19 protein-coding genes are annotated in these 13,240 nt (G+C 37.8%); 14 read left to right on the forward strand and 5 right to left on the reverse strand.

The window, feature by feature from the left end; translation table 11 throughout:
* The 3 genes from V7164_RS21915 to V7164_RS21925 form a co-directional block, all read left to right on the forward strand.
* Nucleotides 1–389 (forward strand): hypothetical protein (locus V7164_RS21915; protein WP_335355235.1); only part of this gene is annotated, 389 nt, incomplete at its 5' end.
* A 79-nt stretch (nt 390–468) separates the two neighbouring features.
* Entirely contained in the window at nt 469–1,203 is a 735-nt protein-coding gene (locus tag V7164_RS21920) for a polysaccharide deacetylase family protein (RefSeq protein ID WP_335346053.1), read from the forward strand.
* Nucleotides 1,204–1,343: 140 nt separating this feature from the next.
* Nucleotides 1,344–1,853: a hypothetical protein gene (locus V7164_RS21925; protein ID WP_335346054.1), complete on the forward strand. Its 510-nt coding sequence runs from the start codon at nt 1,344–1,346 to the stop codon at nt 1,851–1,853.
* Between the two features lie 31 nt (nt 1,854–1,884).
* Here V7164_RS21925 and V7164_RS21930 read toward each other — a convergent pair whose 3' ends face one another.
* The gene (locus tag V7164_RS21930) at nt 1,885–2,820 is read right to left on the reverse strand and encodes an alpha/beta hydrolase (protein WP_335355236.1); all 936 of its coding nucleotides are present in this window, start codon (nt 2,818–2,820) and stop codon (nt 1,885–1,887) included.
* 102 nt (nt 2,821–2,922) lie between these two features.
* A complete protein-coding gene (locus tag V7164_RS21935) occupies nt 2,923–3,054 on the reverse strand; it encodes a hypothetical protein (RefSeq protein WP_335347961.1) in 132 nt (43 codons plus the stop codon).
* 156 nt (nt 3,055–3,210) lie between these two features.
* On the opposite strand from V7164_RS21935, the gene V7164_RS21940 reads away from it, so the two are divergent.
* From V7164_RS21940 to V7164_RS21960, 5 genes are read left to right on the forward strand one after another with little or no spacing between them, the layout of a single operon-like run.
* A complete protein-coding gene (locus V7164_RS21940) occupies nt 3,211–4,398 on the forward strand; it encodes an acetyl-CoA C-acetyltransferase (RefSeq protein WP_335355237.1) in 1,188 nt (395 codons plus the stop codon).
* A 52-nt stretch (nt 4,399–4,450) separates the two neighbouring features.
* Nucleotides 4,451–5,140, forward strand: coding sequence for a CoA transferase subunit A (locus tag V7164_RS21945; protein ID WP_335346862.1), 690 nt, complete (start codon nt 4,451–4,453; stop codon nt 5,138–5,140).
* 22 nt (nt 5,141–5,162) lie between these two features.
* Entirely contained in the window at nt 5,163–5,831 is a 669-nt protein-coding gene (locus tag V7164_RS21950) for a CoA transferase subunit B (RefSeq protein ID WP_335346861.1), read from the forward strand.
* A gap of 56 nt (nt 5,832–5,887) precedes the next feature.
* Nucleotides 5,888–6,259: a VOC family protein gene (locus tag V7164_RS21955; protein ID WP_335346860.1), complete on the forward strand. Its 372-nt coding sequence runs from the start codon at nt 5,888–5,890 to the stop codon at nt 6,257–6,259.
* Between the two features lie 49 nt (nt 6,260–6,308).
* Nucleotides 6,309–6,554 carry a YqkE family protein gene (locus V7164_RS21960; RefSeq protein ID WP_335346859.1) on the forward strand — a complete coding sequence of 82 codons (246 nt, stop codon included), beginning with the start codon at nt 6,309–6,311 and terminating at the stop codon, nt 6,552–6,554.
* 47 nt (nt 6,555–6,601) lie between these two features.
* Here V7164_RS21960 and V7164_RS21965 read toward each other — a convergent pair whose 3' ends face one another.
* Nucleotides 6,602–7,513: an aldo/keto reductase gene (locus V7164_RS21965; RefSeq protein ID WP_335346858.1), complete on the reverse strand. Its 912-nt coding sequence runs from the start codon at nt 7,511–7,513 to the stop codon at nt 6,602–6,604.
* Between the two features lie 178 nt (nt 7,514–7,691).
* Nucleotides 7,692–7,835 (reverse strand): Z-ring formation inhibitor MciZ, encoded by a 144-nt coding sequence (gene mciZ / locus V7164_RS21970; RefSeq protein ID WP_335346857.1) that lies wholly within the window; start codon nt 7,833–7,835, stop codon nt 7,692–7,694.
* Nucleotides 7,836–7,911: 76 nt separating this feature from the next.
* On the opposite strand from mciZ, the gene V7164_RS21975 reads away from it, so the two are divergent.
* Complete coding sequence (locus V7164_RS21975) at nt 7,912–8,463, forward strand: NUDIX hydrolase (RefSeq protein WP_335346856.1); 552 nt, start codon at nt 7,912–7,914, stop codon at nt 8,461–8,463.
* A complete protein-coding gene (locus V7164_RS21980; protein ID WP_335346855.1) occupies nt 8,464–9,627 on the forward strand; it encodes a TIGR00375 family protein in 1,164 nt (387 codons plus the stop codon).
* A gap of 66 nt (nt 9,628–9,693) precedes the next feature.
* Here V7164_RS21980 and V7164_RS21985 read toward each other — a convergent pair whose 3' ends face one another.
* The gene (locus tag V7164_RS21985; RefSeq protein WP_335346854.1) at nt 9,694–10,263 is read right to left on the reverse strand and encodes a GNAT family N-acetyltransferase; all 570 of its coding nucleotides are present in this window, start codon (nt 10,261–10,263) and stop codon (nt 9,694–9,696) included.
* Between the two features lie 151 nt (nt 10,264–10,414).
* Between V7164_RS21985 and spoIIM the strand changes: the two genes are divergently transcribed.
* From spoIIM to xerD, 4 genes are all read left to right on the forward strand, one after another.
* Nucleotides 10,415–11,053, forward strand: a complete 639-nt coding sequence (gene spoIIM, locus V7164_RS21990; RefSeq protein WP_335346853.1) for a stage II sporulation protein M — start codon at nt 10,415–10,417, stop codon at nt 11,051–11,053.
* A 129-nt stretch (nt 11,054–11,182) separates the two neighbouring features.
* A complete protein-coding gene (fur, locus tag V7164_RS21995; RefSeq protein ID WP_066294029.1) occupies nt 11,183–11,644 on the forward strand; it encodes a ferric iron uptake transcriptional regulator in 462 nt (153 codons plus the stop codon).
* Nucleotides 11,645–12,090: 446 nt separating this feature from the next.
* A complete protein-coding gene (locus V7164_RS22000) occupies nt 12,091–12,321 on the forward strand; it encodes a YqzK family protein (protein ID WP_335347383.1) in 231 nt (76 codons plus the stop codon).
* A 7-nt stretch (nt 12,322–12,328) separates the two neighbouring features.
* Nucleotides 12,329–13,222 (forward strand): site-specific tyrosine recombinase XerD, encoded by an 894-nt coding sequence (xerD, locus tag V7164_RS22005; RefSeq protein ID WP_335347384.1) that lies wholly within the window; start codon nt 12,329–12,331, stop codon nt 13,220–13,222.
* The last annotated feature ends 18 nt before the right edge of the window (nt 13,223–13,240 follow it).

Here is a 13,240-nt window from a genome sequence, read left to right on the forward strand (position 1 = left end):
ATTTAGCTGATGAAATGTATAAAGAAGCAAAAAAAAATAATTTGGAATATATCACTAAGGATGGTGTTTTAACATCTGATATTTCCCAATTATTCCTTAGCTATGAGAGCAAGGTAATGAGTTTAGAAGAAGGGCAAAGCATTCAAATGATAATAAGCCCTGTTAAAGAAGAAATGCACACGACAGAAAACTTAGTAGGGTACACGAATATAAAAGAAGATGGAATAGACTTTTTGTATAGTAAAGAATATCATAATATTTACTTTATTAAAGAAGATAACTCTCGGAAATTTTTAATCTCTATTTCCACTTCATGGAGAGAAGCAAGTTTTGTGGAAAAAGAAGAACAAGAAGGATTAATAGAAATTGCTAAAGCCTTTTTTAATTAGCAATGATTGAGATTGGCCGGTAAAAAAAATAATTTCAGGAATAATAAAGATAAGAAAATAGACAAAGCGAGGAATTTTTTTGAAAAAGACTGCAATGTTTTTTCTATGTCTTCTTATCTTATTTATTCCATCACACACCTTGGCGGATAAAAAAATACCGATATTAATTTACCATTCCATTGACGAGTACCACGGCCATGGCTCTAAAGAGTTATATGTAACTCCAAAGAATTTTGAGAAGCAAATGATGTATTTACGAGATCACGGCTACACATTATTAACTTTTGAACGGTGGCAAGATATTCATAAAGTGAACAAACCCATTTTCATTACCTTTGACGATGGATACAAAAACAACTTAAATATAATGGCTATTTTTCAAAAACTAAAAAATGAACAGTTTAAACCAACGGGAACTATTTTTGTTATTTCCGACTTTATTGGCCGCGCCAATCGATTATCGCAATCAGACTTGAAAAATATGGCTGATTCGCCCTTTTTTTCAATACAATCTCATACTGCCACCCATCCTGATTTAACGAAAATCACAAATTTTGAATATGAACTACAAAAGTCTAAGGAGAAAATTGAAAAAATAACAGGTAAACCGGTTATTGCTCTCTCTTACCCTTACGGAAATTTCAATGCCAAGGTTATAGAGGAAACAAAGAAATACTATTTATACGGACTCTCAACCACTCCCGAATTATTTTCTGAAAAGGGTATAAAAGATGAATTGTATGTTTTACCGAGAATTTATATTAAGTATTCAACAAGTCTTGAGGAGTTCGCAAAGATAGTTGATGAAACCTAAAGGGGGCTGTTCAGAAAGTCAAAAACCTGACTTTCCGAACAGCCTCTAGTTATATTTACCTAAATAAGTAAAAGTAAGTATGTTTTATAGTCTTTTCTCATTAAATGATAAGGACGCAGAGGAACGGAGGGGAAGATAAAGTGAAGCTTAAATGGATCGCTTCTCTTTTGTTTGCGGTCCTGATATTAGCAGCTTGTTCAGGTTCAACAATGGATCGGGTCATAGAAAAGGATATCCCATTTAATGTGAAGGAAGTCATTCATAAGGAAAAGGTAAAGGATGGAATCATTCTTCTATATGTAACGAAACAGAAGATCAGCGAAGAAACGATTGACGCCGTAACAGTAGCATTTTTAAAAGGAAATGATCGGGATGGATGGGAAAACGCGGGGCATAATCATTGGGAGCATGATGAAAACGACTGGATGACTGTCTATAAGGATGTTTTTTACGAATATGATCATAGGGGGATATTGGAAAACCGCCTTCCAGTTATTTATGGAAAGATTGAACATGAGGATATTCAATCAGTGTTCGTATTCGGGGAAAATGGAAAGCTTGAAAATGTTCCTATCTTTGAAAAAGAAGGAGGACGGTACTATATAAAATTAGGAGATTATGAGACGGCGAGAGGAATATTAAAAAACTAGATCATGCCCGAATAAAAAAGGCCTAAGGGAATCAGGCCTTCTGTTGGGATTTGAAGAAAACAAAATCATTTAAAAACTCGTCTATGGCTTTTTCATAGTCCTCTCGATTTTCATTTAATGACTGAGCATGAATGCCATTTGGAGCCATGTAAAGCTGTTTGGGCCCCTTTTTCCGTTCATATAAATCCTTGGTCATATAAGGCAGAATAAAGTCATCTTTTTCACTGTGAATAAATAAAACGGGCTTTTGAATGTTGCCAATCACTGAGATGGGAGACACCTGTTTAATGGCATATTTTTGCCGCAATCGTAAAAACAAATCGGCAATGGGTAGGATGACAGAGGCAGGTAGTTTCATATCTGAATTTAATCGGTGTGCGAGCAATTGTTTAAAATCGGAAAATGGACAGTCGGCAATATAAAAATCCGCTCCATCCTCTAAACTGCCCGCATATAACAGCATCGTTGCCGCTCCCATCGATTCCCCGTGGATACCGAGCAAAATATCAGATCCTTTTTCTTCACGGAGCCAATCAACAATTGCCTTTAAATCAAATTTTTCATAATGACCGAAGCTAGTCGTTTTTCCACCAGACTCTCCATGCCTGCGGTGATCGTAAATAACCGTGTTAAATCCGCGCTCCAAAAACAGATTCATATATTTAATGGAATTCATCTTATTTTCTGTTACTCCATGTGCAATGATGACGAAGCGATTGTTTGGAAAGGGTTCTGCAATCACAGTTTTAAGAGGATAACCAAAGGGAGAAGGGATGAGCACTTCTGTTTTTGGCAGGCTTTCATATTCGATTGGATTGAGACGCCCGGCTTCTTTTTCCCGATCAATAATAAATTGATCTTCCTTTTTCTTCATGTACATAAGCCGATTTGTAAAATAAATCCCAATAGATGATAAAAAAAGAATGAAGGAAAGGAAATAACGGATATAACGAAGAAGTCTTTTCAATTTCATCCTCCTCTCAGCCTTATTCTTTATTTTACCATTTAATTGGAGTTTAAAACATTTATTGTTATTCTAAATGTAAAAAACCGCTCAAGGAGCGGCGGCTTATTGTTGAGAATTCTGACGTTTTTTAGGATGGATCGCTTTTTCTAATTCCTCTGCTGCAATTGTAGGGTTAACTGTATCACTGTTTGGCTTTCCTTTTTGACTATGGCCCTTGTCACGCTTTTGACTCATTTCTTCATCCCCCTTCTATGTATTGTTAAGTACACCTAATAAGATGGATAAAGAAGGGCTGGATTATTCATTAGATAATTTTGGGCGAAATAAAAGGATTTTAGCACTATTTAATAGAAGTATAATTCATGAGATGAACGAGAAAGGATGATTAAGATGTCAAAAACAGAAGTAGTCATTGTTAGTGCAGTACGCACAGCAATAGGGAGCTTTAATGGCAGTTTAAAGGATGTACCCGCTCCTGAATTAGGTGCAATTGCGATCAAAGGAGCACTTGAAAAGGCAGGAATTAAGCCTGAGCAGGTGGATGAGGTAATTCTTGGAAACGTATTGCAGGCAGGTCTTGGACAGAATCCTGCAAGGCAAGCAGCACTTAAAGCGGGGCTTCCTGAAAGCGTTTCCGCAATGACCATAAATAAAGTATGCGGATCTGGACTGAAGGCTGTTCATCTGGCAACACAGGCGATTTTGGCAGGAGATGCTGACATTGTGATTGCTGGTGGAGTAGAGAATATGAGCCAGGCGCCTTACATATTAAAAAATGCACGGAATGGGTTTAAAATGGGCAACCAGCAGCTGTTAGATACAATGGTTTCTGACGGACTGACGTGTGCTTTTAATGATTATCATATGGGAATCACTGCGGAAAACCTTTGTGATAATTATGGACTTAGCAGGGAAGAGCAAGATGAGTTTGCTGCCGCAAGCCAAGTAAAGGCGGTAAAGGCTATTGAAGAAGGCAAATTTAAAGATGAAATCGTTCCTGTTGAGATTCCGCAAAGAAAGGGAGATCCGATTGTATTTGATACGGACGAATACCCGAAAAAAGGAACAACTGTTGAAAAATTAGCTGCACTAAGACCGGCATTTAAAAAAGACGGCAGCGTCACAGCTGGAAATGCTTCGGGCATCAATGACGGTGCTGCAGTTCTAATTGTTATGAGCAGAGAAAAGGCTGATGAGCTTGGGGTTCAGCCACTTGTTGTAATTAAAGGAAATGCAAGTGCAGGAGTGGACCCAAGTATTATGGGCATAGGACCAGTAAATGCTGTTAAAAAGGCACTTGAAAAAGCAGCAGTATCAATGGAAGAATTAGAGTTAATTGAAGCAAATGAGGCATTTGCAGCGCAATCACTAGCTGTAGACAGAGAGCTTCAGTTTAATAAAGATATTCTGAATGTGAATGGAGGAGCCATTGCATTAGGACATCCAATTGGAGCAAGCGGTGCTAGAATTCTAGTGACATTAATTCATGAGATGATAAAGCGTCAGTCGAAAAAGGGGCTTGCCACATTATGTATCGGCGGAGGACAGGGTGTTGCTACCGTAGTTGAACTAGTTTAATAGTGATGGATAAAGCCTAAATTATACGTTCTCGATGAGAGGAGAGAATGACATGAAAACAATTTCTACTTCCTTTAACGAAGCAGTGAAGGATATTCATGATGGTGCTGTTTTAATGGTTGGCGGCTTTGGACTTTGTGGAATCCCGGAAAATTTGATTCTAGCTTTAGTGGAGAAGGGTGTTAAAGATTTAACGGTTATTTCGAATAACTGTGGGGTAGACGAATGGGGGCTTGGTCTCCTGCTAAAAAATAAACAGATTAAGAAAATGATAGGTTCCTATGTAGGTGAAAATAAAGAGTTTGAAAGACAGGTGCTGGCCGGTGAAATTGAAGTCGAACTTCTGCCGCAGGGAACACTGGCAGAAAAAATTCGTGCTGGCGGTGCTGGCATCCCGGCTTTTTATACGCCTGCAGGAGTAGGTACTCCCATTGCAGAGGGGAAGGAAACAAAGATTTTTAATGGAAAAGAATATTTACTTGAAGAAGCCCTAGTCGCTGACTTCAGTTTAGTAAGAGCTTGGAAAGCGGATAAGATGGGCAATCTTGTTTATCACAAAACGGCGAGAAACTTTAACCCGATGATTGCCGCTGCAGGAAAAGTAACGATAGCCGAAGTGGAAAATCTGTATGAAATCGGTGAGCTAGATCCGAATCATATTCATACCCCTAGCATTTACGTGCAAATGCTAATTGAAGGGATTCAGGAAAAACGCATTGAAAGACTGACGTTAGCGAAATAATTTACGGGAAGGAGAAGTTGCCATGAGTAACGATAAAGCTGGAGTTCGTGAAAAAATTGCGCGAAGAGCCGAAAAGGAAATTGAAAATGGCTTTTATGTGAATCTAGGTATTGGAATGCCAACACTCGTTGCTAACTATATTTCAAGTAATAAGCAAGTCGTGCTTCAATCTGAGAATGGTCTGCTTGGCATAGGCCCTTACCCTTCTAAAGAGGGAGTGGACCCAGATTTAATAAATGCTGGCAAAGAAACAGTGACAGCCATTCCGGGTGCTGCTTATTTTGACAGTGCTGAATCCTTTGCCATGATCCGTGGAGGGCAAGTCAATATAGCGATTCTCGGAGGAATGGAGGTCTCTGAAAACGGGGATCTCGCAAACTGGATGATTCCAGGCAAGATGATTAAAGGAATGGGCGGAGCGATGGACCTCGTTCACGGTGCAGGCAAAATTATCGTCATTATGGATCATACGAATAAAAACGGGGAGTCGAAAATCCTCAAAGAATGCACCCTCCCATTAACAGGCAAGGCAGTTGTCAATCGGATTATTACGGAGAGAGCGGTCATTGATGTAACGGACTCAGGACTTAAGCTTGTGGAAGTGGCTAAGGGCTACACTGTTGAGGAGGTTGTCCAATCAACTGAAGCTTCTTTACAGGTAGACGATCATGTTCTAACAGACGCTTATTAAATTTGAGGGGCACAGTTATCAATGGCTGTGCTTTTCCTAATTAAAGGAGAGATACTATGACATTTGGATTTAAAGGAATTGATCATATTCAATTAGCAGCACCAAAAGGCTGCGAGGAGCAGGCAAGATTATTTTTCGGAGAAATCCTTGGTCTAGAAGAAATACCGAAGCCAGAAAATCTCCAAAAGCGGGGAGGCTGCTGGTTTTTATGCGGAAACCAGGAAATACATATAGGGGTGCAAGAAGAATTTCTACCGGCAAAAAAAGCCCACCCTGGCTTAGTTGTAGAAAACTTAGAAGGTTTGCGTAAAGAATTGGAAAATAAAAAGATTATGATAAAAGAAGAACCGCCTATAGAAGGAAGAAATCGCTTTTTTGTCGATGATCCATTCGGCAATAGAATTGAATTTCTCGAGTTTGTAAAATAAGTAATTATGATATAATTGGTGATAAAATTAATTTTATGAGGGGATTTAGATGAAAAAGAAAAAGCAGCATTCCCAGCCTAAAAAGGATGATAAACCAATTACACTTGGCGATATGCTAAACCAAGAATTGATGGAAAAACTAAAAGATACGAAACAGGAATTAAAAGCAGCAGAAGATAAACAAAAAGAAGAGGAAGAGCAAAGAAAGAGAGAAGAAAGAAGATTACGGGAAAAGAACAAGAGCTTTGAAGAATTGCTTGGTGAAAGCAATCTTAACTGGAAGGAATATAAATAGGGTGATAAAAAAATCGCTTAAGTTTAAGCGATTTTTTTATTGCATTATTATCTATGCTGCTCATACAAACTCATTTTTGTGATTGATTCTATAATGGAGAGCTCATCTCCCGATAATGGTTCTGCTACAATGGCTTTTGCGTTTTCCTTAACTTGTAGAACAGTGCTAGCTCCTGCAATAACAGACGAAACAGCAGAATGAGCTAAATTATATTGCAAGGCAATTTCTGTCATGGAACGGGTATGAGAAAGTTTTTCCCGCAAGAGCGGAATGGTTTCCTGTAATTCTTCCAACTGATAGTCTAAATAGCCTTTTTCCGATGCTTTTTCTAACATTTTATCGCTTAAGATCCCTTTTGCAAGCGGTCCGCGTGTAACAGCTCCTATACCGTTTTTCTGAAGAAGCGGCAGCACTTCCTCTTCCGGACGGCGATCTAGAATACTATATTGAATCATTACAGACACAAGATTCGATTTATTCACATATTCACGAATGACATTAGGCCGAATAGAAGATATTCCGTAAAAGCGGATTAAACCTTCTTCTTTTAACTCCTCGAATGCTTCAATCGTTTCATCGATTGGATCCTCCATCGTCCCGCCATGAAGTTGGTATAAGTCAATATAATCCGTACCTAATCTGCTTAAGCTTGCTTTGACAGCTTCTTTTATATACTTTTTAGAGGGGTCCCAGCTCCAGCTATCTTTGTTGTCATTCCAGCGGTTTCCTGCCTTCGTAGCAATGATGACCTTATCCCTTACATGGCGTAGAGCCTGCCCAACAATTTGTTCGTTTGTTCCGAAATCATATAAGTCGGCTGTGTCAAAGTAGTTAATCCCTGCTTCTAATGCAGCTTCGATAATTTCTTGCGCTTTTTTCGCATCCGTACCGAGGGACATGCAACCAAGTCCGAGCTCACTTACATATAAATCTGACTTGCCCAACTGTCTTTTTTTCATAAAAATAACCTCAATTTCACCTTTTCTTTTTATTTTAACGAAAGAAATGAGTGGACCACAAATAAATTGGACTTTTTTGTAATAAAAAGCTAAATCCGGGGTTTCGCAAATAATTCTGTCGCTTTCACAAATAAATTGCCACTTTCGCAAATAAATCCGCGACTTACACAAATAAATCTCAGCCACCTTTATATGAGGTCTTTTTTAGTTCGACCCACTCTTTTATCAACCGATACTCCTTGCTGTAATCCTTTAGCTTCTCCCTGATTTCCCATGCTTTTCCGACTAAGATGACGCCCTTCTCGTGAACATATATTTTCATGTCATACTCCCCCAATTAAAGTATGATAATATGTATGAGTACACTTAAACGGAATAGAACAGGAGTGACTGGAATCATGAGTCGCCTAGAAGAAAAAACGACCAATATTGAAAAAATATTTACTGGAAAAGTAATTAGTCTTCAAGTAGAAGATGTTGAGTTGCCAAACGGAAAAATGTCCAAGCGAGAAGTCATCAAGCATCCTGGGGCAGTAGCAGTACTTGCAATAACAGACGATGAAAAAATTGTCATGGTGGAGCAATATCGTAAAGCATTGGAAAAGACAATTGTTGAAATTCCTGCTGGCAAACTAGAAGCAGGAGAGGATCCAGAGGTTTGTGCAAAAAGAGAGCTTGAAGAAGAAACTGGTTATGACTGCAAAGAAATGGAATGGCTGATTTCCTTCTATACTTCTCCTGGATTTGCCGATGAGATCATTCATTTATACATCGCGAAAGGCTTGGAAAAAAAGGAAAATGCAGCATCACCAGATGAGGATGAATTCGTAAATTTGCTCGAGTTGACGCTTGACGAGGCAGAGCAATATATAAAAGAAAAGAAAATATATGATGCCAAAACTGCATATGCTATTCAATATTTGCAACTTCAAAAGGTGTTGAAAAAGTAAATGAAGGATTACTATTCAGATTTACATATTCATATCGGCCGTACGATGACAGGGAAGCCGGTAAAAATAACAGGAGCAAAATCACTTACATTTACAAACATTATTGAACATGCGCGAAATGAAAAAGGGTTAAACATGATTGGGATTATTGATTGCCATTCTCCCGAGGTAATTCTAGAAATTGCTCAGCTCATGGAAACTGGAGACGTGATCGAGCATCAAGAGGGCGGTTTACAATACGGAGATTTAACCATAATCCCAGGTTCTGAATTGGAAATTTACGATGAGAACTGCCAAGGACCTATTCATGTACTTTGTTATTTTCCTACATTAACAATGATGAAGGAATTTTCGTCCTGGCTTTCGCACCACTTGAAAAATATCACTCTAAGTTCACAAAGAATTTATGCTTCAGGCCGTGAGCTTCAGACAAAGGTAAAAGAATTAAGCGGATTATTTATCCCAGCCCATGTGTTTACACCTTTTAAAAGCCTTTATGGAAAAGGGGTACACAGATCTTTAGAGGAAGTGTTTGATAAAAACCAAATTGACGCCATTGAACTTGGATTAAGTGCTGATACAGCAATGGCAGATCAAATAAAAGAGCTGCACAACTATTCATTTTTAACGAATTCTGATGCTCATTCCTTAAAGAAAATTGCCAGAGAGTATCATGTCCTCCAAATGGCTGAACCTTCTTTTCTAGAATTGGAGAGGGCGTTAAAAGGAGTGGATGGGCGGAGAATCAAAGCAAACTACGGACTTGATCCGCTTCTTGGGAAATATCATCAAACCGTATGTTCCCAGTGCTTTGCCCCATTTGATCCGATTCATAATGAATGTGTAAATTGCGGTAGCACAAAGTATATTAATGGGGTCGCTGACAGAATTGTTGAATTAAAAACAGCAAGTGAATCTCCAAATCATCGGCCGCCATATGTACACCAAGTTCCGCTGGAGTTCATTTCGGGGCTTGGTCCAAAAATGCTTCAAAAATTACTTGATCACTTTGGTACTGAAATGGCCATCTTGCATGAGGTTCCATTAGAAAAATTAAGTGAAATTATTCCTACAAAAACTGCAGAACTTATCGTAAAGGCCAGGGAAGGAAAACTGAGTCTTACAGCAGGAGGCGGCGGTAAATATGGGAAAATTGCTGATTAATACAAGTACAAACAAGAGAAAAAGACTGTTTAATTCAGTCTTTTTTCTCATTATTAACAAAAAATATTATTTATTTTTCTTCACTATTGCAAACACACAAGTATCCCTTAGCTCTTTACCATCAGCGCTTAGGTCATTATTCACTAAAATGCCTTCTAATCGGATTCCTAATTTTTCAGGTATCTTTCTGCTGCTGATATTTTTCGGGTCACAGCGAATTTCAATCCGGTTTGCTTCTAAATCGTTAAAAGTAAAATCAATTAAACCGCTAACTGCTTCTGTTATATAACCATTTTTTTGATGGCGGGAGTCACACCAGTAGCCAATTTCAAATTTTCGGACATCCCAATTTATTCGATGCAAGCCTGTGGAACCAACGAACACTTCATCTTCTTTTCTAAAAATATGAATTCGAATATCTTCCCTCGATAAAAATTGAGAATAAGATTTACGGATATTTATTTCGACATCATCAACCGATTGTTCTTTGTTAGCAAAAGGAAGCCATTGCTTCAAATCTTCAATAGAGGCCTGGATTGATTCATGAACGGTTCTCCCATCGCCTGGCATACAAATTCGCATATAAAGTCTCTCAGTTTCAATTCTATCCGGAAATTCAATTAATACTGGATTCATCGTAAAAATCTCCCTCCTGAATTAAGTCAATTTTGACTATTATAATGTAAAATTCAAAAAAATCAACTGTATTTTTTCTGCTCTAAATTTGTCATACAGCAAAAGGACAAGCATACAATTTAATAACAGAATTGTTGCAGGAGGAAGAGCAATGAGAAAAAAAATGTACCAGAACGTCATCGCAACCCATTTTCGTGAGCATTCCTCAATTTATTTGTTTGTGATTGTTTTATTTCTAATGGGTGTTATTTTCGGAGCCATCGTTGTCAACAGTTTAAGCTTAACGCAAAAGGAAGATTTATTTTTTTATTTATCCCAATTTTTTAGCCAAGTTTCTAATGAGGAAGTTGCAACTACGAAGGATCTTTTCAAACAAAGTCTCTTTCATAACATGAAATTTATTGGGTTAATGTGTATTTTAGGTATATCCATTATCGGTCTTCCGATCATCCTCATTCTTTTATTTATGAAAGGGATGGTTGTCGGATTTACAGTTGGATTTTTAGTTAATCAAATGGGCTGGAATGGATTTTTATTATCCTTTGTTTCTGTTTTGCCGCAAAATTTTATCATCATTCCGATATTTATCATCTCAGCCACGCTAGCCGTTTCTTTTTCATTAAAAATGATTAGCAGACAATTTATGAAAAAACTCGGGCCGCCGGTAATGCCTTTGTTTGGAAAGTATATGATGTCATTTGCTTTTGCCCTCGTGTTTTTATGCTTAGCTGCTGGAATTGAGGCCTTTTTATCCCCTATCTTAATGAAATCGGTGATAAATTCATTATAATGACAGAGTTATTTTAAATAATTCCTATTTAATAATAATTATCTTTGCTTAATTGTAATAATTTTATTTTGAATCTCCTCCATTATCTGCTATAATGAGAATGTGTAAGTGGGCGAGGAGGACTTCGGAATGGAAAGCAGAATTGATAGAATAAAGAAGCAGTTGCATTCGTCTAGCTATAAATTGACGCCTCAGCGTGAAGCAACCGTTCGCGTATTATTAGAGCACGAAGAGGATCATTTAAGCGCGGAAGATGTCTACCTCCTAGTTAAAGAAAAATCGCCTGAGATAGGCTTAGCAACTGTATATAGAACACTTGAATTGCTAACAGAACTTAAAATTGTCGATAAAATCAATTTTGGTGATGGGGTATCCCGCTATGACCTTCGCCAAGAAGGAGCAGCACATTTCCATCATCATTTAGTTTGTATTGAATGCGGGGCAGTGGATGAAATTCAAGAAGACTTACTTGAAGATGTAGAAGAAGTCGTTGAACGCAGATGGAACTTTAAGATTAAAGATCATCGACTTACTTTCCATGGAATTTGCCATCGCTGTCATGATAAAGATAATAATGAAGAAAGTGAATAACAATAAGATTAGGTAGTTCAGTAAGTATTGTAAATAGCATATTAATCAGCAGACCAAATCGAATCTGATTTGGTCTTTTTTAGCTTTGTCATATTATTTTACAACAAGAAGCATATGAATTAACAACGAGACAACGACTATTGTTATCTTGGCGGACAAGAGTTCTGTTATTCGTAACAAAATGGGTTAATTCCTTATGTTTGCGGACATAGCTTCCTCTATTTTGTAAAAAAGCAGTGATTTCCTTCTGTAATTCGTGAATAGCGTACTCAGTGTCCGCATAGCTCTTAAATTAGGTCATTTTATGAAAATAACGGATCAAATGTCCGTATAATTTTTACAACTGTATTTGATAAAAAGTCAGTTTAGAAATTCACTATGTTAGGTATATTTCTTGTCCAAGATGGCATAACCTTTAGTAATAAGGTTTTGTGGGGGAAAGTAGAATGGTATCTTGGCTAAAAATCGCATTTCAGACAATAAAGGTATTCGTGCTTTTCACTGGATGCACAATCCTTTTTTATTATGGTATTATGTGGTTAAATGAAGAATATCAGGATTATCACCGGTATGATGAGCCAAAGGGAGCGGCTGTGAAGGTTTCAGCAAGTGCAAACAACAGTGAATCTTCAAATTGGCTGAACCGGTTAATTCTTTTTTATTTAAATGGGGAGTAGAGTCATCATGGAGGACGAGCTTAAAGATTTTATTCATTATTTAATCGTTGAAAAAGGTCTCGCAAGAAATACAATTGTTTCATATGAAAGAGATTTGAAAAGCTATACGAAGTACTTAAAGAATGTTGAAAAGCTGACATCCGTAAATGAAGTTCAGCGCACTCAAATCATTCATTTCCTAGGGTTATTAAAAGAGCAGGGGAAATCATCGAAAACAATGGCAAGACATGTTGCCTCCATTAGAGCATTTCATCAATTTCTTCTCCGTGAAAAAGCTGCTGATCATGATCCCTCTGTTCATATAGAGTCTCCTCAGCATGAGCGAACTCTGCCAAAGGTGTTAAACATGCAAGAGGTTGAGATTTTACTAGATTCACCTAAAGCAGATGATCACTTCGGAATTCGTGATAAGGCCATGCTTGAGCTCCTTTATGCAACCGGAATTCGGGTCAGTGAATTAATTGGGTTAAATATGGGCGATGTCCATATTACGATGGGATTTGTCCGCTGTATTGGAAAAGGAAATAAAGAGCGAATCATTCCAATTGGAAAAACAGCAGCAACGGCACTAAATCAATATTTACAAGAAGGAAGAAAACATTTTGTCTCAAAAAAAGTTCAGGATGATGCATTTTTTCTCAATCATCATGGCAAAAGACTGACAAGGCAGGGGTTCTGGAAAATTCTTAAACGTTTGTCAGCTGAGGCAGGGATCGAAAAGGATTTAACCCCACATACACTAAGGCATTCCTTTGCTACTCATCTTCTTGAAAATGGCGCTGATTTACGTGCTGTCCAGGAAATGCTTGGACATGCGGACATCTCAACTACGCAAATTTATACACATGTGACGAAAACTAGATTAAAAGATGTATATAGTCAGTTTCATCCGCGAGCTTAGTATAAAGTGAAACTTCAA

This window comes from Bacillus sp. JJ1474 (genome assembly GCF_036965225.1).
Classification (GTDB): domain Bacteria; phylum Bacillota; class Bacilli; order Bacillales; family Cytobacillaceae; genus Cytobacillus.

What these genes read in the sequence shown, in the direction of transcription:
- V7164_RS21935 (WP_335347961.1), bottom strand. Translation starts at nt 3,054, where the DNA reads ATGAGTCAAAAGCGTGACAAGGGCCATAGTCAAAAAGGAAAGCCAAAC.
- V7164_RS21940 (WP_335355237.1), top strand. Translation starts at nt 3,211, where the DNA reads ATGTCAAAAACAGAAGTAGTCATTGTTAGTGCAGTACGCACAGCAATA.
- V7164_RS21945 (WP_335346862.1), top strand. Translation starts at nt 4,451, where the DNA reads ATGAAAACAATTTCTACTTCCTTTAACGAAGCAGTGAAGGATATTCAT.
- V7164_RS21950 (WP_335346861.1), top strand. Translation starts at nt 5,163, where the DNA reads ATGAGTAACGATAAAGCTGGAGTTCGTGAAAAAATTGCGCGAAGAGCC.
- V7164_RS21955 (WP_335346860.1), top strand. Translation starts at nt 5,888, where the DNA reads ATGACATTTGGATTTAAAGGAATTGATCATATTCAATTAGCAGCACCA.
- V7164_RS21960 (WP_335346859.1), top strand. Translation starts at nt 6,309, where the DNA reads ATGAAAAAGAAAAAGCAGCATTCCCAGCCTAAAAAGGATGATAAACCA.
- V7164_RS21965 (WP_335346858.1), bottom strand. Translation starts at nt 7,513, where the DNA reads ATGAAAAAAAGACAGTTGGGCAAGTCAGATTTATATGTAAGTGAGCTC.
- mciZ (WP_335346857.1), bottom strand. Translation starts at nt 7,835, where the DNA reads ATGAAAATATATGTTCACGAGAAGGGCGTCATCTTAGTCGGAAAAGCA.
- V7164_RS21975 (WP_335346856.1), top strand. Translation starts at nt 7,912, where the DNA reads ATGAGTCGCCTAGAAGAAAAAACGACCAATATTGAAAAAATATTTACT.
- V7164_RS21980 (WP_335346855.1), top strand. Translation starts at nt 8,464, where the DNA reads ATGAAGGATTACTATTCAGATTTACATATTCATATCGGCCGTACGATG.
- V7164_RS21985 (WP_335346854.1), bottom strand. Translation starts at nt 10,263, where the DNA reads ATGAATCCAGTATTAATTGAATTTCCGGATAGAATTGAAACTGAGAGA.
- spoIIM (WP_335346853.1), top strand. Translation starts at nt 10,415, where the DNA reads ATGAGAAAAAAAATGTACCAGAACGTCATCGCAACCCATTTTCGTGAG.
- fur (WP_066294029.1), top strand. Translation starts at nt 11,183, where the DNA reads ATGGAAAGCAGAATTGATAGAATAAAGAAGCAGTTGCATTCGTCTAGC.
- V7164_RS22000 (WP_335347383.1), top strand. Translation starts at nt 12,091, where the DNA reads ATGGTATCTTGGCTAAAAATCGCATTTCAGACAATAAAGGTATTCGTG.
- xerD (WP_335347384.1), top strand. Translation starts at nt 12,329, where the DNA reads ATGGAGGACGAGCTTAAAGATTTTATTCATTATTTAATCGTTGAAAAA.